Origin of the sequence: Catellatospora tritici (assembly GCF_019083965.1) — a bacterium.
Lineage (GTDB): Bacteria > Actinomycetota > Actinomycetes > Mycobacteriales > Micromonosporaceae > Catellatospora > Catellatospora tritici.
This window is the reverse complement of the sequence record NZ_JAHRCY010000003.1, coordinates 136,706-155,206: the sequence shown is the minus strand read 5'-3', so window position 1 is coordinate 155,206 and position 18,501 is coordinate 136,706. Positions and strand designations below refer to the sequence as shown.

Here is an 18,501-nt window from a genome sequence, read left to right as displayed (position 1 = left end):
GCGCTGTCGGTTCCGTACGCCCATGTAGGCTGCGGCGAGGGGTCCACCGAAACAACCCATCTGTCGGAAAGCGAACCGCCGTCGCGATGCCGTGGTCTCACGCGGGAGCGGGTCTGCTCCGGACCGCGGCGAGATAGACGACGATGAGGGCGGCGCTGAGCACCACCAGCGCCGGGCCCAGCGCCTCCACTCCGGCCGCGCCCATCAGCACCCCGATCAGCGAGGGGATGATCGAGCCGCCCAGCCCGGCCCCGGCCATCTGCAGGCCGATGGTCCGGTCGGCGTGCGCCGCGCCCACGCGCTCCGAGGTCGTCAGTGTGAACATCGGGAACACCGCCGCGGCGGCGAACCCGATCACCATGAGCCCGGCCGCGGCCAGCCAGCCCGGCCCGGGGATCGCCACGATCACCGCACCGGCCGCCATCCCGGCGATCGACACGGTCACCACCCGTCTGGGCTGCATCCGGTGCGCGGCGAAGCCCTGCAGCACCCGACCGGCGAACAGGCTGCCCCAGTACAGCGACACGCAGACGCCCGCGACGGCGTCGCCCATGCCGCGCCCCTCGGTGAGCAGCTGGTAGGCGAACAGACCGGCGGCGACCTCAAGCGCGACGTACACGGCGATGGTCAGCACGCTGAACCAGACCGCGGGCATGGCCAGCGTCTGGCGCACCGGCGGCTGCACCGCCGCGACGTGCGGGTGGGCGCCGTCGGCCGTCCGCCGGGTCCACTGCCGGGCCGTGAGCATGAACGCGATCGCCAGCGCGGCCTGGCCGGTGGCGACGAAGAGGTAGCCGGGGCGCCAGTCGTGGGCGTACTGGATGGACGCGGTCATGATGAGCGGCCCGAGTGCGACGCCGAGGCCGAAGAAGGCGTGCAGCCAGTTCATGTGCCGGGGCCCGAACGCCGACGCGGCGTAGGCGTTGAGTCCGGCGTCGATCGCGCCGCCCGCGAACCCGGCGGCGAGCGCGGCGGTCATGGTGACCGCGAACGCCGGGGACAGCCCGTAGCCGAGCAGGGCGAGGCTCGCCAGCGCGGTGCTGCCCGCGAGCAGCCTGCCGACGCCGATGCGGGCCAGCAGGAACCCGGCCGCGACGCTGGATACGAGGTAGCCGCAGGTCGACGGGATGAGCAGCAGGCCGATCGTCTCCCGGGACACCTCCAGGTCGCCGCTCATCGATGGCCATGCCACGCCCAGCAGGCCGTCGGGCAGGCCGAGGCTGATGAAGGCGAAGTAGGCCAGCAGGAGCAGGGACCTGCGGATCGGTGCTTGGAGAGCGCTCACCCGGTGATCATCCCTGATTCGCGGCCCGGCCGACAGCCCCGCCGACCCGCACCGGCGGGCCCGGTACCGTTGGGCTGGTGCGGGTGACGAGGTCAGGTGCCATGCGGCTGCAGGTGGGATGCGCGATGTGGTCGCACAGACCGTGGCAGGGGCGCTTCGTGGCGCATCCGCTCCCGGCCGGTGAGCGCCTGCGCGCCTATGCGAGCTGGTGCGACGCGGTCGAGGGCAACACGACCTTCTACGCGACGCCGACGCGCGACACGGTGGCGTCGTGGGCGGAGCAGACCGATCCGGACTTCCGGTTCGTGCTCAAGCTACCCAAACCGATCACGCACGAACACCGGCTGACCGGCGGCGACCAGGAGCTGCGCGCGTTCCTCGACGCGATGGAGCCGCTCGGTCCGCGCGCCCACGCGCTGTGGTTGCAGCTGCCGGGATCGTTCGGCCCCGGCGACGTCGGCGTGCTGGCCGACTTCCTGCGCCGCCTGCCCGCCGCCCACCGGTACGCCGTGGAGGTGCGCCATCGCGCGTTCTTCGACGACCAGTACGCCATCCGCGCGCTGGAGACGGTGCTCGGCGACGCGGACGCGGAGTGGGTCCCGTTCGACACCGTGATGTTCTTCCAGAACCCGCCGACCAGTGACGCCGAGCGCGACGCGTGGGTCAAGAAGCCGCGGATGCCGCGCCGCTCACTGGCGCTGACCGACCGCCCGATCATCCGCTACCTGGGCCGGGACTCGGTCGAACAGACGGTGGCGGGTTGGCGGTTCTGGGTCGACACGGTCACCGGGTGGCTGCGGGAGGGGCGCTCGCCGACGGTGTTCATTCATACGCCGGACAACGCCGAGGCGCCTGAGCTGTGCCGCCGCTTCCACGACGAGGTGCGGGCCCGCGTGCCCGAGCTCGCACCGCTGCCCGAGCCGCTGCCGGTCGCGCGGGCCGAGCAGCCGACCCTGTTCTGACCTGGTCCGTCGCTGCTCACCGTCGGGTGGCCCGGCTTTCGGTGACGGGGGACGGCCGGGTGGCGGTGCGGCGGCCCGGTGCGGACCGGCGGGTTTCGGCGGGGCGGATCTGGGGCGGCATGGCGGGCGCGGTGGCGTCGGCTCGCAGCAGGCTTCGCAGGTGGAGGGTCATCGCGTACAGGAACAGGACGGCGCCGATCATCTCCAGCGCCTCCTCGGCCGAGGCGAACAGCAGGTAGTGGAAGTAGGGCTTGCCCGGCGCGAGCTGCACGGTCAGGTCCCGCCCGAGCAGGGCGCCCGCGACCTCCAGCCCCGCGGCGCCGCCGACGTAGAGCACGCCACTCCAGGCCACCAGCCGGCGGACCGCCTTGGGCAGGTGGAGCAGGAAGCGCAGGTAGGAGACGGCGAAGACAAGCACGAACGGGACCACCGCCACCACCCAGGACAGGTACGCGGTGGAGCCGTGCCCCGCCAGGCCGAAGCGTCCGGCCATCTCGTGCATGTGGCCGAGCTCGTCCATCGACAGCGCGACGAACACCGCGCACAGCACCGCCCAGTGCCACCGGTAGCGGCCGCCCTTGTCACGTACGTGCCGGTAGATGCCCCAGACGACGTACGCCGAGCCCGCCAGGAGCATGGTGGAGAACCAGGTGGGGATGTTGGCTTCCTTGTCCACATTGACGAACCCGGTGAGCCGGCCGAAGTACGGCAGCAGGTTGTGGATGCCGAGGTAGTGGTAGATGAAGTGGCTGCCCAGGCTGAGCGCGTGCAGCACGAGCACCGAGATCAGCAGGGCGCGCAGCAGCGCCTTGGGCCGGGGGAAGTACATGTTCACGTTGAGCCTCTCCGGCTCCGGGGAACAGGATCGCGGCAGCGAATCAACGGAGCTATCCGCATATAACGGCACGAATCATCTTGCGGTTACTCAGGTCGTCGCCCGCTGTCCGCCGATGCCGCTACAGTGTCCGATCGCGGCCGGACTTGATGCCGGTGGTGAAGGGAGCCGTCGATGCCCGACCCGACGACCGAGGGTTACACCGTCGCGATCGAGGAGATCGAGGGGATGGTGCGCAACCTCTGCGCATACGCGCTGGGCGAGCCGGACCCGCTGCAGCGCTACGCCGACCTGACCCACCAGCAGGTCCTGTTCGACGGCATCGTGGCCGCGCTGCAGCGCGAGCGGGGACGCGCCCTGGCCGACCTGGTGGTCTCCGGCGTGCCGGTCACCGAGGCGGCCGCCAAGACCAACCTCGCCACCGTCCCGCGCGTACGCAAGTTGATCAGTCTGGCCGGGCAGACCGAGCGGGTGAAGGCCGCCGCCAAGTCGCGGCCGGCCCCTCGGACGGACAAGGCGGCCGACCCCGCGCCGGAGCCGCCCGAGCCGCCGCAGGTCGCCGTCACCGGCAAGCGGATGCTGACCGCGGCCGAGCGGGTCGCGCTGGGGCTGCCCGCCGACGGGCCGATCCCGCGCGCCCGCCCGGCCAGGCGGCGCCGACGGGCGGCCGCCGTCTGACCCGCTCGCCGGGCGGTCAGCCGCCCAGTGGCAGCACCCGTGCGATCCGGATCGACGTGCTGCTGCCACCGGCTGCCGGATAGGCGACGCTGCCGTCGGCGTACGCCTTGAACGCCTGGTAGTCGTGGTCCTTCACGTTGATCGTGAACTTGGCGCCCACGGGCTTGCCGGTGCTCGCGTCGTACACCTGCGCGGCCAGGCCCGAGCCCGACGCCCAGGCCAGCAGCATCCGGCCGGGCCCGTAGCCGACCAGGTGCGGATGGCTCGATCCGGCCGCGGTCTTCACGGTCGTGTCGGACGATCCGGTGCTGAAGTGCTCCAGCCGCACCTGGCCGCCCTGGCTCCACGCGGTCCAGTAGCCCTTGGTCGCGGCGAGCACCAGGTCACCGCCGAACAGGGTGCCGTCGCAGGTGCCCGCCGCGACGGTGCGGTACGGGTTCGGCCGCGCGATCCGGCACGCGTTGTCGGTGGCACAGACCATCACGAAGTGTTTCGTGCGCGGATCCCAGACGATGCGCGAGGTCCACGCGTGGCTGCACCCGACCTCGAAGCTGTCGTGGCCGGACAGGAGCTTGCCGCCCGCGTCGACGACCTGCATCCGGTCGCCTTCGTGGATGTCGACGCAGTCGCCGTTGCGCACCGTGATGGCGACGCCGAAGTACGCCGCGTAGTTGCTGCCGTCGGAGGCGAGGCGGCCGTGGTGCTGGTACCACCAGACGAACCGGGCTCCGGCGTCGTAGCCGCCGCGGGTGCCGGTCAGGTTCGTGACCTGCCGTTCCCATACCTGGTGGCCGGAGTTGTCGAAGCGGACCATGACCATGGTCCGGCACGGGCTCGACGTGCCGCCGCACAGCGGCCCGGTGTGGCAGTCGCCCTTGCGGGTGAGCAGCAGGACGCCGCCGGTGCGGTCGGCCTGGACGTCCTGCAGGTCGATCCCGGTGAAGCTGGTGGGCTTGCCGACGAGGTGGTCGTCGCAGTCGAGGCGGCCCAGGTGGACCCGGCCGTCGGTGCCCAGCCAGGCCAGCCAGGAGCCGCCGGACGGGGTCGCCGCGATGGCCGTGGGCAGCGGTTCGGTGTCGCTCTCGCGGCCGTAGCCGGTGACCCGTACGCCCACGCTGACGTCGGTGACCTTCACCTTCGGGGAGGTGCCGACCGGTCGGGCGCAGTCGCCGGCGGTCTGCGGCGACGGCGTGGTGGAGGTGGTCGGCGTGGCGACGGCCGGGCTGGTGCCCTCCGCCACCGCACCGGTCGGCGAAGGTCCGGACAGGACATCGGCACGGGGTGCGTCGGAGAAGACCGCACTCGCGGCGACGCCGGTGGCGGCGACGAGCACCACCGCCACGGCGGCGATGACGATACGCCGCGAGGTGGACGTCTTCCTGCGGTGTCTGCTGCGGGTCGGCCGGGTGTCGCTCATACCTGTGCGCTCCATGTGTCTGTCGACATTGGTAACCGCGGTACCCGGCGCCGCGATCAGCGCGACTCTACCGACATCACCGCCACACCCGCGGGTAAGGGGGGATGCCGGTCTTGTCCGCCCTGCGGTGACGGGGTCCACCGGTCGGTGGACAGCCGGATTCAGTCCGCCGGTCGTCCCGGGCCCACCCCGGCCGCCGCGAGGCTGTAGCCATGACAACGACACCCCCTCCCCCGGCCATCCGGCTGCGTGGGCTGCGCAAGTCGTACGGCGGCCGCGAAGCCGTCGCGGGCCTGGACCTGACCGTCACCTCCGGCGAGGTCTTCGCCCTGCTCGGGCCGAACGGCGCGGGCAAGACCACCACTGTGGAGATCCTCGAGGGCTACCGCCGCCGCGACGGCGGCGAGGTATCGGTGCTCGGCGAGGACCCCGGCACGGCCGGGCGCGGCTGGCGGGCCCGGCTGGGCATCGTCGCCCAGTCCGCCAACGACCTCGGCGACCTGACCGTCGGTGAAGCCGTACGCCACTTCGCCACCTGCTACCCGAACCCGCGCGACCCGGGCCAGGTCATCGAGCTGGTCGGGTTGACGGCCAAGGCCAGGTCGCGGGTACGGACCCTGTCCGGTGGCCAGCGGCGCCGCCTGGATGTGGCGATCGGCATCGTGGGCCGTCCCGAGCTGCTGTTCCTCGACGAGCCGACGACCGGGTTCGACCCGGAGGCGCGCCGCCAGTTCTGGGACCTGATCCGGCTGCTCAGCGCGGAGGGCACCACCATCCTGCTCACCACGCACTACCTGGACGAGGCCGAGGTCCTGGCCGACCGGCTGGCGGTGATCGCCGCCGGACGGATCGTCGCCGAGGGCACCCCGGCCACCATCGGCGGCCGGGAGACCCAGCTGGCCACGGTGGCCTGGTCCGACGCCACCGGCCGCCGCGTCGAGCAGTCCGCCGACCCGGTCGCCCTGATCGCCGGCCTGGCCGCCGCGGGTCCGGTGGCCGACCTGACCGTGAGCCGCCCCACCCTCGAGCAGACCTACCTCAGCCTGATCGGAGCAGACCTGTGAGCACCCTTTCGCTTCCGTCCAGCGGACGGCTGGGCCTGGCCCGCGGCGCGGTGGAGCTGCGCCAGTTCTTCCGCAGCAAGGCCGCGGTCGGGTTCAGCCTGGCCTTCCCGGCGCTGCTGCTGGTGCTGCTCGGCTCGATCTTCAAGGGATCGGGCGACCACCCGGAGTCGACGGTGGCGCAGGTCTTCTCGGCCAGCATGATCGCGTACGGCATCGTCTCGACCGCGTTCATCTCGATCGGCACCGGCATCGCCACCGACCGCGAGGACGGCACGCTCAAGCGGCTGCGCGGCACGCCGATGACCGCGTTGGCGTACTTCATCGGCAAGTTGCTCGTCGTGGTGGTGACCACGCTGGCCGAGGTGGCGCTGCTGCTGACGGTGGGCGTGCTCGCCTTCGACATGGCGCTGCCCGACGAGGCCGGGCGCTGGCTGACCTTCGCCTGGGTGCTGGCCCTGTCGATGGTGGCGAGCACCGCCCTCGGGGTCGCGGCCAGCGCGCTGGTGCGCAACTCGCGCAGCGCCGGGGTGGTGCTGAACGTGCCGGTGGTGGCGCTGCAGTTCCTGTCCGGGATCTTCGTGCACCCGATCAGCTCGCTGCCGCACTGGATGGTGAACATCGCGTCGTTCCTGCCGGTCAAGTGGATGGCGCAGGGGTTCCGTTCGGTGTTCCTGCCGGACTCGCTGGCCACGCAGGAGCTGGCGGGCGGTTGGGAGCACGGCCGGATCGCACTCGTGCTGGGCGCCTGGTGTGTGATCGGATTGGCACTGTGCCTGACGACCTTCCGCTGGACCACAGAGGACAGGTGAACCACCGCCAGTCCTGGTTCGCCACCCTGGGAACGTGGGACCTCTACTTCGTGATCTCGTACGCCGTCGTGCTGGTGCTCGTGGTCGCCGACCAGGGCACCGGCACGGCGCGTGCCGCCGTCGCGGCCGGGACGCTGACCGCCATGGCGGCCCTGTACGCCTGGTGGGGGCGGCCGCTGATCGCCGCCGACGCCGAGGCCGGGCGGGTGTGGCCGTTCATCGGCGCGGAGCTGGTGCTGTTGGCCGTGGCGATCGCGGCGGTGCCGGTGACGTCCTATATCGACTTCGCGCTGTCGCCGCTGATGTTCATGAGCCTGCCGCTGCGCCAGGCGATCGCCGGGGCGACGGTGGCGAACCTGATGCCGGTGGCGCTGGCCGTCGGACGCGGCGCGGACCGGGCGGACCTGCGTACCACCTCGATCATGGCGGTGTTCGGGGTCAGCCTGTCGGTGCTGATGGGGGTGTTCATCGTGCGGGTGATGAACCAGAGCGAGGAGCGGCTGAAGTTGATCAGCGAGCTGGAGGCCAGCCGGGGCGAGGTGGCGCGGCTGTCACGGGAGGCGGGGGTGGCCGCCGAGCGGTCCCGGCTGGCCGGGGAGATCCATGACACGCTCGCGCAGGGGTTCACCAGCATCGTCACGCTGCTGCAGGCGGTCGGCGCGGAGTTGGAGCGCGAACCGGACCGGGCCCGTGAGCACGTCGACCTGGCGGTGCGTACGGCGCGGGAGAACCTGGCCGAGTCCCGGGCGCTGATCGCGGCCCTGCAACCGGCCGCCTTGGACGCCGGGTCGCTGGAGCAGGCGGTGCGCCGCCAGGCGGAGCGGCTGGCGGAGGAGACCGGCGCGGATGTGTCGTACGCGGTCGGTGGGGATCCGTATCCGCTGCCGACGGCGGTGGAGGTGGTGCTGCTGCGGGCGGCGCAGGAGGCGCTGGCCAACGTACGGCGGCACGCGGGGGCGGCCGTGGTGCTGGTGCGCCTGGACTACCGGGCCGAGGGCGTGGCGTTGAGCGTGCAGGACGACGGGCGGGGCTTCGACGCCGAGCGCGATCGGCACGGGTTCGGCCTGTCCGGGATGCGGGCGCGGGCCGCGCAGGTGAGCGGGGTGCTGACCGTGGACACCGAACCGGGCCGCGGCACGGCCGTCACCCTGGAGGTGCCGTCATGATCACGGTGTTGCTCGCCGACGACCATCCGGTGGTCCGGGCGGGGCTGCGCGGGATGCTGGAGGCCGAGCCGGACCTGCGGGTCGTCGGGGAGGCGGCCTCGGGGCCGGAGGCGGTCACGGCCGCGGCGGCGCTGGTCCCGGACGTGATCCTGATGGATCTGCGGATGCCCGGCGGGGATGGGGCGACCGCCACCGAGCGGATCCTGCGCGGCGGCTCGCGCAGCCGGGTGGTGGTGCTCACGACGTACGAGAGTGACGCCGACATCCTGCGGGCGGTCGAGGCGGGCGCGTCGGGATACCTGCTCAAGGACGCCTCGCCCGGTGAGCTGGCCGCGGCGGTGCGGGCGGCGGCGCGCGGGGAGACGGTGTTGGCACCCTCGGTGGCCGGGCGGTTGCTGCGGCAGGTGCGCCAGCCCGCGCAGCCGGGGCTGTCGGCGCGGGAGGCCGAGGTGCTGCGGCTGGTGGCGCGCGGGTTGACCAACGGCGACATCGGGCGGGAGCTGTTCATCTCGGAGGCGACGGTGAAGACCCATCTGCTGCGGATCTTCACGAAGCTCGACGTCGCCGACCGTACCGCCGCCGTCACCACCGCGATGGCCCGCGGTCTGCTCTGATCCACGACCGAGCCGCGATCGGCGACCGGGGTCGCCGATCGCGGCGGCGGCTCAGGAGAACGTGATCGGGCAGGACAGGCCGTTGAAGGTCACGGCGGTGGGAGCCACCGCCGGACCGATCGCGGTGAAGCCGACGGTCACGGTGTTGGTCGCCCCCGGCGCCACGGCCGGGAACCAGGCCGTGCTGGTGAGGGTCACCTTCGGACCCACCTGGTACCAGTACGTGTTGAACACGCTCTGGAGCGTCTGTCCGGACGTGAACTTCCAGCTCATCGACCATGGTGCGGTGATCGGTGCCGACGAGATGTTCTTGAAGCCGACGGTGGCGTTGAACATGGAGCCGTAGACGTTGCCGACCTTCATGCTGATCTCCGCCGGGCAGGGCCCGCTCGGCGGTGTGGGCTCCGGCAGGCTGTTGGTGAGCCGGATGTCGTCCAGCGACGCGGTGGCCGTGCGCAGATAGAAACCGACCTTGTCGCCCTGCTGGATGCCGCCGGGGTCGGCGGCGCCGAGCGTGGCGGAGGCGCCGCCGGGGGCGGTCACGGTGCCGGTGACGGTGCCCGCCGCCGGGAAGCTCAGGCTGAGCGCGTACCAGCTGCCGACGGTGTGCGGGAACGGCACCGACGCCAGGACGATCGTGGTCCCCCAGGACACCTGCCCGATCTCGAACGTGGTGCCGCCGCGCAGGCCCGCGTAGTAGAGGTTGTTGGGGTTGGCGACCCGGCCGGTGAGGCTGACCAGGTCGGCCGGATTGAGCGTGCTGGTGGGCTTGATCCGGCCGGTGACCGTGGTGCCGATACCGGAACCCGATCCGGCCCAGGCGGTCGGGGTGAGCGTCGTGCCGGACTGCTTCCACACCTTGGAGCCGTCCTCGCTGACGACGGACCAGGTGCCGCCGCTGCCGGTGAGCCAGACGTTGACGGTGGGCTGCTCGAAGTCGTCGGCGAACAGCACGGCCGCCTGGGCGGGTGCGGCGGTCAGGACGTTCGCGGCGGCCAGCCCGCACACGGCGAGGGCGGCCGCGAGCGCGCGGCGGTAGCGGGTGGTTCTCGACATGGCAGCTCCGAGGGGACGGGGCCCGAGGGCCGGGAGATTCCCATCGTGAGCGGACCGGGCGCGGCGCGGTGCCGCTGTTGGACACGGTTGGACGCGGCTACGGGAAGTGCCCGGACCCGCGCGGCGGGTCCGGGCACTCACATGGGCCGGATCAGCTGATGGCACCGCCGACGCTGAGCGCCCCCGACCAGCCGCTGCCGGTGTGGAAGTTCTCGTACAGGACGCCGCCGGAGTTGAAGTACACGTCCATGCTGTTGCTGGGGCCCTGGTTGTGGGATACGGCCGGGCTGTTGGTGATGGCACCGCCGATGTGAATCATCGGGGTCCAGCCGGAGTTCGGCACCCAGGCGTACTGCTTGACCACGCCGTCGTTGTTGAAGTAGACCTCGATGTTGTTGTTGTAGCGGGGGTCGGCGATGACGACGGGGTTGCCGGTGATGTTGCCCGCGAAGGTCATGATGCCCGACCAGCCGGTGGTCGGCGACCAGTACCGCTCCTTGAGGACGCCGTCGCAGTTCCAGTAGATCTCGATGTTGTGGTTGGTCGGGTTGTAGACGACCGCGGGCTGGCCGGTGATGTTGGGGCCGAACTCGCCGGAGGAGTACCACGTGCCGCCGGACAGGTACACCTCGTTGATGCGGCCGCTGGAGCTGTAGTACACCTCCAGGTTGTTGTTGTTCGGGTCGACGATCAGCCGCGGGCTGCCGACGACGCCGCTGGTGATGTAGTTGACCGGCTGCCAGGTGCCGTCGAAGTACCGCTGCGCCAGCAGGCCGCCGGAGTTGAAGAACACCTGGACCCGCTGGGTGGCGGGGTCGTAGCCGACCGAGGCGTGCCCGGTCATACTGCTGGCCAGCTGCAGTCCGCTGCCCCAGGTGCCGCCGGCCGCCGGCCGCCACGCCTGGTAGAGGCCGCCGTTGTAGGGGTAGTAGATCTCGACGTTGCCGACGCGCGGGTCGTAGAACGCGGTGGGGTTGCCGGTCGTCGGCGCGATGTCGACGGTGGTGGCCCAGCCTGTGGACGGTGACCAGATCCGGCCGAGCAGCCGGCCGCCGGAGTTGAAGTACACCTCGACGTTGCCGTTGGCCGGGTTGTAGATCGACGAGGGTACGTTGCCGGTGGGGTCGGTCAGGGTGACCGCCTTGGCCCAGGTCTCGACGTTGGCGACCTGGCCGGTCAGGTAGCCGCCGTAGGCGACGGCGCTGGTCTTGGCCGCCGCCACGCGCAGCCCGCCGGTGGCGTTCCAGGGGGTGGTGTGGCTGCCGGTGGCGGCGACGGTGTCGTTGACCGCCAGCGTCATCAGGCCGGTGCTCGCCCGGTAGGTCGCGGTGACCTTGGTCCACACTCCGGCGCGGGCGGTGTCGGCCGCGGAGGAGACGGTGTCCCAGACCGGACCCACGGAGTCGGTGCGGGACATGGCGAACCGCCACGTCTTGGCGGTGGCGTCGGAGGAGACGGTGAACGCGGCGGTGTTGGTGCCGTCCTGGGACAGGACGGTCCCGCCGAGTGACGTGGGTTTGACCCAGGCCGAGACGGAGAAGTCGCCGTTGGTCGCGATGGCGGGGCCGCTGGTGGCGAGCATGCCGCTGGTCCCGTTGAACTGGGCGTCGGGGCTGAACGTGTCACCGGTGTGCCAGGTGGAGCCGCTGTTGCCGGTGAGCGGCAGTGCCGCCGTGCCGCCGGGCGGGTTGTCCGACGCGCTGGTGATCGCGGTGCCGTTGCCCGCGCCGGCGGGCATGTCGCTCAGCGTCCACACGTGCGGCGCGATGGACAGCGTCTGCGAGGTCCGGCCGGTGAGGGTGCCGGTGCCGTTGGCGCCGCCGGTGCCGGCGACCAGGCTGCTGGTGGTCCAGGCCTTGGTCACGCTGCCGGTCGTGGTGGTGCGCAGGTCGGGCAGGTTGTCGTTGTTGGCGTCGGTGGCCTGGAGGGTGAGGGCGGCGCCGGTGTTCCAGCCCGAGGCGCTGAGCAGGTACGGCGAGTAGGCGAGGGTGCCGGTCGACATGTCCAGGCCACGCCACAGGTAGAGGGCGCCGGTGGTGGGCTGCCACAGGAACATGTCGGTTTTCTTGGGGGCGCTGCCGCCGATCTGGGTGGTGGCGATCTTCCACTGGTCCCAGTTCATGTCCCCCGCGGGCGTCTGCGTGGTGAGGCGCGTGACGTTCTGCAGGTTCTGGATGCTGGCGTAGTAGTAATAGTTCAGGTGGTAGTTGCCGGCGGTCCCGGCGACGCCGATCAGGTCGGGCGTGGTGTCGCCGGTGCCCAGTGCGTCACCGGCGTTGGCGATCTGCAGCGGCCAGGTGTTGGGCACAGGGAGGTACTGGTCGTCGAGTTCGAGCAGGTCCGACGATGTGATCGTGTATTCGTTGCCGGAGAGCTGGGCCAGCAGCGGTGAGCCGTCGCCGTTGCCGGCGATGACCATGCCGGTGCCCTTGTCCGCCGTGGCGGTGGCGTTGGGGTAGTAGACGAGCACGTCCTGGAATCCGCTGCCGGTGAACAGGCCGGTGATGACCTGCGCGCCGTCGAAGTCGGCCGGCCGGTTGTCGCCCACCACGCCGTTGCCGTTGACGCCGAGGTTGGTCGCGGTGGTCGTGACGGTGTAGCCGCTCTGGCCGGGGGCCAGCCAGACGCCGGAGCCCAGGCCGTTGGCGGCGCCGACGGTGACCAGGTCCGCGATGCCGTCGGCGGTGAAGTCGTTGTCGCGGTACGCGGTGGCCACCGGTGCGGTGGTGAACGTGATCGAGGCGGTGTCGACACTGACGTTGCCACCGGCCGAGACGCTGTTGATGCTCAGCACGTTGGTCCGCCGGGTGGGGCGCACGGTGATGCCGGCGTTGCCGTTGGCGTCGGCGGCGACGCTGACCGGCGGACCGGCGTTGAGCTGGTACACGTAGCTGGCCGGGGCGGGTCCGCTGACGGGTTTGGTGACGGCGATCGTGACGGGCTGCCCGATCTGGGTGCTGCCGTTGGCGGGCGGCACCGCGCTGGGGGCGCCGGGCCGGGCGGGGTCGAAGTTGAACTTGCAGGTCGTCGACAAGCCGCTGGTGGCGAAGCCGTCCCAGACCTGCACGCGCCAGGAGAACTCGGTCAGCGACGTGCCCGCCTTCGAGACGAGCAGCGGTTCGTCCAACACCAGCACCGCGGAGGTGTTGGAGCCGGTGGTGAAGGTGTTCCAGTCCGTCGACTTGATCAGATTGGCGGGGTCGCTCGACTTCCACACCTCGTACTTGACACCGAGGATGGTGCCGTCCGGGTCGGACACGGGGGCGTACAGCGTCACCGAGCCGTCGCCGACGGTGGTGACGGTGCCGGTGCAGGCGGTCTGCGGGCTGGTGGTCAGGTTCGTCGGGGTCGACGGCGTGTGGTTGTACGTGATCGACATCGACATCGACGAGAGCGAGAACTCCTTGTACGACGCGGTGTTGGAGGTCTCGTTGGCGTCACCGGTGAACACGAAGGTCTGGGTGGTCTTGCCCGCCGCCACGTCGGCGTTGACGGCCGACAGCACGTTGAAGGCGACGCCGTGGGCCGGGCAGTTGGAGTTGTAGCCGCCGGAGAACGACGGGGCGTCGATCACCGCGCCGAGGTTGACCGAGTTGTACCAGTAGTTCCAGGTGGCGTTGCCCGAGTTCAGTGTGGTCGCCGGGGCGAAGACGCGGGTCACGGCCGCGGTGCACGACCCGGAGTAGGCGTTGTAGACGCTGAGGTATGCGTCGCTGATCGAGGCGCCGGCCAGGGTGCCGGTGTCGATGTTGAAGTTGACCATGGTGCGGGCGTGCCAGGGCGTGTTGGCCCAGCCGAGCTGGAGCCGATCCGGGTCGGGGTCGGCGGTGTTCATCCACTTGTTGGAGCTGGGGAACGCCTCGGCGACGCTGGCGTAGGCCACCCGGGGGGCGCCGCTGGAGGGCATGTTCGGGGCCCATGACGGGTCGACGTACACCGGGTAGACGGTGTTCGGGCCGGTGAGCAGCGCCGCGTCGGGAATCAGGGCGATGGCGCGCGGGGTGGTCTTGGTGGCGACCCGGGCGTAGGCGGGCGCCTGGCCGGGGGCGTCCAGACTGGACGCGCCGGCGGCGCGGGCGTCCGGCCCGGACCGGCCGGTGCTGCCGGAGTCCCACATGACCGGCGCGGGGGCGGAGAAGACGGCGTGGCCGAACCGGTCGGCGGCGGAGAGGTTGCCCGCGCCGTCCTGCGTCACGGTGAGGCCGTCGGTGCTGGTGGCCAGGTCGAGCTGGCGCAGGGCCGGGTTGGCGGCGGCCCTGGCGTCGTGGATGACGAAGACCTGGGTGAAGCCGCCGGCGCGGGTGGCGGTCAGCCGCAGGTCGACGCCGGGCAGGACGTCGCGGTAGGTCGCGGTCGGGCCGGCCAGTTCGGGCCGGGGCAGCGCCATCGGCAGCGACAGGGCCAGCTTCTTGCCGCTGTTGCGCATGGTGACCAGTGGCTGGGATCCGCCACCGGAGAAGGTCAGGTCGCTGCTGGTCGCGACAGGTGCGACGGTGCCGTCGGCCGCCAGGCGCAGGGTCGCGTCCAGCGGGGTCCACTTGCCGCCGACCCGCTTGCGGACCGGGACCGCGGCCCGGGTCAGGGTGAGCGAGCCGTTGGGGTTGGCCGTGAGGGTGTCGGTCGGCGTCGTCGCCGCCGTCACCTCGACGGGTTTGCCGGTGCGCTTGGCCCGCGCCATCGCGTCGGCCTCGGCGACGACGGCGGGCGCGGCGGCCGAGGCTGCCGTGGCCGGCGCCGCCGTGGCCGGAACGGCCGGGGCCACCGCCCCGGATGACACGGCGAGCGCCGCGGCGAGCATGGGGACAATCAGCCCGTGTGATCGTCGTATACGCATGTCAGGTCCACTCTCGACAGGAGAGGGTGATGCCACCCCCGTGATCGAGAGAAGCTAATCAGTTCGATGCGAAGCTTTCTTGTGGCTTGGATCACAGTTTGATTACCGATCTCGATTCGATCAGGGTGGGGGGTCCCTCCTGCGGGTGGAAACCCGCACGCGAGGCGCCGGCGCCGCAGGTAGCGTGGCCCCCATGCCCCCGCAGCTGCCACATCTCGACCCCGGCGTTCCCGACACGAGAGGACCCGCGCGGTACCTGTGGTGGCTCATCCGCCGCCAGTGGCCGCGGGCGCTGCGGGCCAGCCTCGTCGCCACGACATGGATGATCGGCCTGGCGATCCGGCCGTACCTGATCGCGCGGGCGATCGACGACGGGCTGCGGGCCGGGGACACCGCGGCGCTGCTGACCTGGGTCGCCGCGATCGTCGGCACCGGCGTGGTGGTGGCGTACCTGGGAATCATGCGGCACCGGACGATGACCTTCCTGCGCGAGGACGCGACGGCGCGCTCGTCGCAGGTGCTCCTGCACCACATCGCGCGACTGGGCGCGGTGCTGCCGCGCAAGGTCGCCGCGGGTGAGGTGGCCACGGTCTCCGGCACGGACGTGGCGCAGACGTCGTGGGCGCTGACGATGACCGGACCCGGTGTGGGCGCGGTCCTGTCGTACGCGACGGGGGCGTTCGTGCTGTGGGGAGTCGATCCGATGCTGGCCCTGTTCGTGCTGCTCGGTGTCCCGGTGGTCGTGCTGGTGGTGGGGCCGCTGCTCAACCGGCTGCAGCGGGTGGACACCGGCTACCGGCAGGAACTGGGCCTGCTGACCACCCGAGCCGGTGACATCGTGTCCGGGCTGCGGGTGCTGGCCGGGGTCGGTGGGCGGGACCTGTTCGCCCGCCGTTACGCCGACCGGTCGCAGCGGCTGCTGCGGCAGGGCTACCGGGTGGGCGCGATCATCAGCTGGGTGCAGGCGCTGACGGTCGGCATCCCCGCCCTGTTCCTGGCCGCGATCGTGTGGCTGGCCGCGCGGATGGCCGCCGCGGGGGAGATCACCGTCGGGGAGATGGTCGCCGTCTACGGGTACGTCGCCATCCTGGCGATCCCGGTCTTCTTCCTGCTCGAAGGCGGCTTCATGACCGTACGCGGCCTCGTCGCCGCCCGGCGCATCATCGCCCTGCTACGGATCGAGCCCAACACCGTGCCCGGTGCCCGCCCGGCCCCCGAGCACCCCGCCGACCTGCACGATCCGCACTCGGGGCTGACCGTCCCGCCGCAGGGCCTGATCGGCGTCGCCGCCAGCGACCCCGCCGACGCGATCGCGCTGGCCGACCGGCTCGCCGGTTACGTCACCAGTGAGGTGACCTGGGGTGGTCTGCCGGTCACCGGGGTCGACCCGGCCGAGGTCCGGGCGCGCATCCTGGTCGCCGACCACGACTCGCACCTGTTCAGCGGGCCGCTGCGCGACGTGCTGCGGGTCCGGCCCGACGTCACCGACGCCCAGATCGCCGCCGCGGTCCGTACCGCGTCGGCCGACGACGTGGTCGACTCGCTGCCCGGCGGCCTCGACGCGATGATCGAGGCCCGCGGCCGCAACCTGTCCGGCGGCCAGCGCCAGCGGATCCGGCTGGCGCAGCACCTGCTCGCCGAGCCTGACGTCCTGATCCTCATCGACCCGACCTCGGCCGTCGACTCGCACACCGAGGCCCGGATCGCCGACCGGCTGCGCGAGCACCGCACCGGCCGGGCCACCGTCGTGTGCGCGACCTCGCCGCTGCTGCTGGACCAGAGCGATCTGGTGGCCTATCTGCACGGCGGCCGGGTCGTCGCCGTCGGAGTCCACGACGAGCTGCTGAAGACCGAACCCGGCTACCGGGCGCTGGTGGCCCGCGAGGCCGACGAACCCGAGACCGACGCCGCGGCGGGGATGGGAGCACTGCGTTGACCGGCACCGCCACACCGGAGAAGCCAGTGGCCAGGGCGCTGCCCGTAGCCGACGCGGGGACCGTGCGCCGGTCCGTCGTCGAGCTGGCCCGCACCGAGAAGCGAGCGCTGGGTCTGGCGCTGGTGCTACACGTGGCCGCCGCGGTCGCCGGGCTGGCCTCGCCGTGGCTGATCGGGCAGATCGTCGACCGGGTGACCGGCGGCCAGGGCGCGGCCCACGTGGACCGGCTCGCGCTCACCATCGGGGGCTGCGTGGTCGCGCAGATCCTGCTCTCGCGCACCGCGCAGAACATCGGCAACCGGGCCAGCGAGCGGGCCAACGCCCGGCTGCGGGAGGACTTCGTCGCCCGTACGCTGCGGCTGCCGATCTCGGTGGTCGAGCGGGCCGGTACCGGCGAGTTGGCCACCCGCAGCTCGGTGGACGTGGCGACGGTCGGCAACACCGTGCGCGAGGTCGTGCCGACGGTGCTGATCTCGGCGATCCAGCTGGTCCTGGTGGTGGCGGCCGTGTTCGTGCTGCAGCCCGTGCTGGGGTTCGCCGTCCTGGCCGGGGTGCCGACGACGGTCGTCGTGGCGCGCTGGTACCTGCGCCGGGCACCGCGGGCGTACCTGGCCGAGGGTGAGGCGACCTCGGAGCTGACCGAGTCGCTGACCGCGACCGCCGAGGGCGCGCGGACCGTGGAGGCGCTGCGGCTGGGGCCGGCACGGGTCCACGAGGGTACGGCGCGGATCGCGCGCCAGTGGCAGACCCGGCGGGCCACGCTCGCGCTGCGCAGCGTCTTCTTCCCGGTCACCGAGGCCGGGTACGCGCTGCCCGCCGCGGCGATGCTGCTGGCGGGCGGGTTCTTCCTCGCCCACGACTGGGTCACCCTCGGCACGGTCGTCTCGGCGACCCTCTACGCGCAGCAGACCATCGACCCCCTCGACCGGATCATGATCTTTCTGGAGCAGGCTCAGCGCGGCATCGCCTCGCTGTCCCGGGTGCTCGGCATCGGACTCGTCCCACCGGAGCAGCGAGGGGTCGCCTCGGCCCCGCCCGGTCGGCGGCTGGTCGCGCGCGGGGTGCGCTTCTCCTACCCCGGCGGCGGCGACGTGCTCCACGGCATCGACCTGGAGGTGCACCCCGGCGAGCGGCTGGCCGTCGTCGGCCCGTCCGGGGCGGGCAAGTCGACGCTGGCCCGGCTGCTGGCCGGGATCGACGCACCGCGTGCGGGCGCCGTCAGCCTCGGCGGCGTACCGGTGCACGACCTCGACCCGGCCGAGCGGCGCCGCCGCATCGCGCTGGTCACGCAGGAGCACCACGTCTTCATCGGCACGCTGCGCGACAACCTCGCCTTCGCCGCCCCGGGCGCCTCTGACGGCGACATGCTGTCCGCGCTCGTCTCGGTGGGCGCCGACTGGTACGCCGACCTGCCCGACGGTCTGGACACCGAACTCGGCGACGGGGCCCGGCAGCTGAACCCGGCCGACGCGCAGCAGTTGGCGCTGGCCCGGCTGGTGCTCGCCGACCCGCACACGCTGATCCTTGACGAGGCCACCGCGGCGCTGGATCCGACGACCGCCCGGCGTACGGAACGGTCGCTGGGCGCCGTGCTGGAAGGGCGGACGGTCATCGCGATCGCGCACCGGCTCTACACCGCGCACGACGCCGACCGGGTCGCGGTGCTGGAGGGTGGCCGGATCAGCGAGCTGGGCAGCCATGACGAGCTGGTGCGCGCCGGTGGGGCGTACGCGGCGCTGTGGCGGTCCTGGCACGGCGACCAGGCCTGATCGGCGGCGGTGGTGGGGCGGCCCGCGGCGGGCCCCCCCCGGGCAGACCCACCGGGGGCGACGGGGGCCCCGAGGT

The 18,501-nt window shown here is 72.1% G+C and carries 13 protein-coding genes; 8 read left to right on the top strand and 5 right to left on the bottom strand.

Annotated features, from left to right (window positions below):
• Positions 1–97: 97 nt before the first annotated feature.
• Positions 98–1,285, bottom strand: a complete 1,188-nt coding sequence (locus KUA19_RS07920) for an MFS transporter (RefSeq protein WP_217395492.1) — start codon at positions 1,283–1,285, stop codon at positions 98–100.
• 125 nt (positions 1,286–1,410) lie between these two features.
• Here KUA19_RS07920 and KUA19_RS07915 point away from each other — a divergent pair, with 125 nt between their 5' ends.
• Positions 1,411–2,247 (top strand): DUF72 domain-containing protein, encoded by an 837-nt coding sequence (locus KUA19_RS07915; RefSeq protein ID WP_217395825.1) that lies wholly within the window; start codon positions 1,411–1,413, stop codon positions 2,245–2,247.
• A gap of 16 nt (positions 2,248–2,263) precedes the next feature.
• Here KUA19_RS07915 and KUA19_RS07910 read toward each other — a convergent pair whose 3' ends face one another.
• Positions 2,264–3,076, bottom strand: a complete 813-nt coding sequence (locus KUA19_RS07910; RefSeq protein ID WP_504739739.1) for a DUF8692 domain-containing protein — start codon at positions 3,074–3,076, stop codon at positions 2,264–2,266.
• Between the two features lie 180 nt (positions 3,077–3,256).
• On the opposite strand from KUA19_RS07910, the gene KUA19_RS07905 reads away from it, so the two are divergent.
• Positions 3,257–3,760 (top strand): hypothetical protein, encoded by a 504-nt coding sequence (locus KUA19_RS07905; protein ID WP_217395490.1) that lies wholly within the window; start codon positions 3,257–3,259, stop codon positions 3,758–3,760.
• Positions 3,761–3,776: 16 nt separating this feature from the next.
• Here the strand turns inward: KUA19_RS07905 and KUA19_RS07900 are convergent, their stop codons facing one another.
• Complete coding sequence (locus tag KUA19_RS07900) at positions 3,777–5,177, bottom strand: hypothetical protein (protein ID WP_217395489.1); 1,401 nt, start codon at positions 5,175–5,177, stop codon at positions 3,777–3,779.
• A gap of 212 nt (positions 5,178–5,389) precedes the next feature.
• On the opposite strand from KUA19_RS07900, the gene KUA19_RS07895 reads away from it, so the two are divergent.
• Genes KUA19_RS07895 through KUA19_RS07880 form a run of 4 tightly spaced genes read left to right on the top strand, consistent with a single transcriptional unit; the run spans position 5,390 to position 8,830 of the window.
• Positions 5,390–6,241 (top strand): ABC transporter ATP-binding protein, encoded by an 852-nt coding sequence (locus tag KUA19_RS07895; protein WP_217395488.1) that lies wholly within the window; start codon positions 5,390–5,392, stop codon positions 6,239–6,241.
• Entirely contained in the window at positions 6,238–7,050 is an 813-nt protein-coding gene (locus tag KUA19_RS07890) for an ABC transporter permease (protein ID WP_308167374.1), read from the top strand. Before KUA19_RS07895 ends, KUA19_RS07890 begins: the two co-directional genes overlap by 4 nt.
• On the top strand, positions 7,047–8,216 hold the full coding sequence (locus tag KUA19_RS44465; protein ID WP_217395487.1) for a sensor histidine kinase: 1,170 nt from the start codon (positions 7,047–7,049) through the stop codon (positions 8,214–8,216). The genes KUA19_RS07890 and KUA19_RS44465 overlap by 4 nt, the downstream gene beginning before the upstream one ends.
• On the top strand, positions 8,213–8,830 hold the full coding sequence (locus tag KUA19_RS07880) for a response regulator (protein ID WP_217395486.1): 618 nt from the start codon (positions 8,213–8,215) through the stop codon (positions 8,828–8,830). The genes KUA19_RS44465 and KUA19_RS07880 overlap by 4 nt, the downstream gene beginning before the upstream one ends.
• Positions 8,831–8,881: 51 nt before the next feature.
• On the opposite strand, the gene KUA19_RS07875 is transcribed toward KUA19_RS07880, so the two are convergent.
• Positions 8,882–9,886 carry a cellulose binding domain-containing protein gene (locus KUA19_RS07875; protein ID WP_217395485.1) on the bottom strand — a complete coding sequence of 335 codons (1,005 nt, stop codon included), beginning with the start codon at positions 9,884–9,886 and terminating at the stop codon, positions 8,882–8,884.
• A gap of 151 nt (positions 9,887–10,037) precedes the next feature.
• A complete protein-coding gene (locus KUA19_RS07870; RefSeq protein WP_217395484.1) occupies positions 10,038–14,720 on the bottom strand; it encodes a LamG-like jellyroll fold domain-containing protein in 4,683 nt (1,560 codons plus the stop codon).
• A 193-nt stretch (positions 14,721–14,913) separates the two neighbouring features.
• Here KUA19_RS07870 and KUA19_RS07865 point away from each other — a divergent pair, with 193 nt between their 5' ends.
• The gene (locus tag KUA19_RS07865; RefSeq protein WP_217395483.1) at positions 14,914–16,656 is read left to right on the top strand and encodes an ABC transporter ATP-binding protein; all 1,743 of its coding nucleotides are present in this window, start codon (positions 14,914–14,916) and stop codon (positions 16,654–16,656) included.
• On the top strand, positions 16,653–18,425 hold the full coding sequence (locus KUA19_RS07860; protein ID WP_254548968.1) for an ABC transporter ATP-binding protein: 1,773 nt from the start codon (positions 16,653–16,655) through the stop codon (positions 18,423–18,425). Before KUA19_RS07865 ends, KUA19_RS07860 begins: the two co-directional genes overlap by 4 nt.
• Positions 18,426–18,501: the final 76 nt, after the last annotated feature.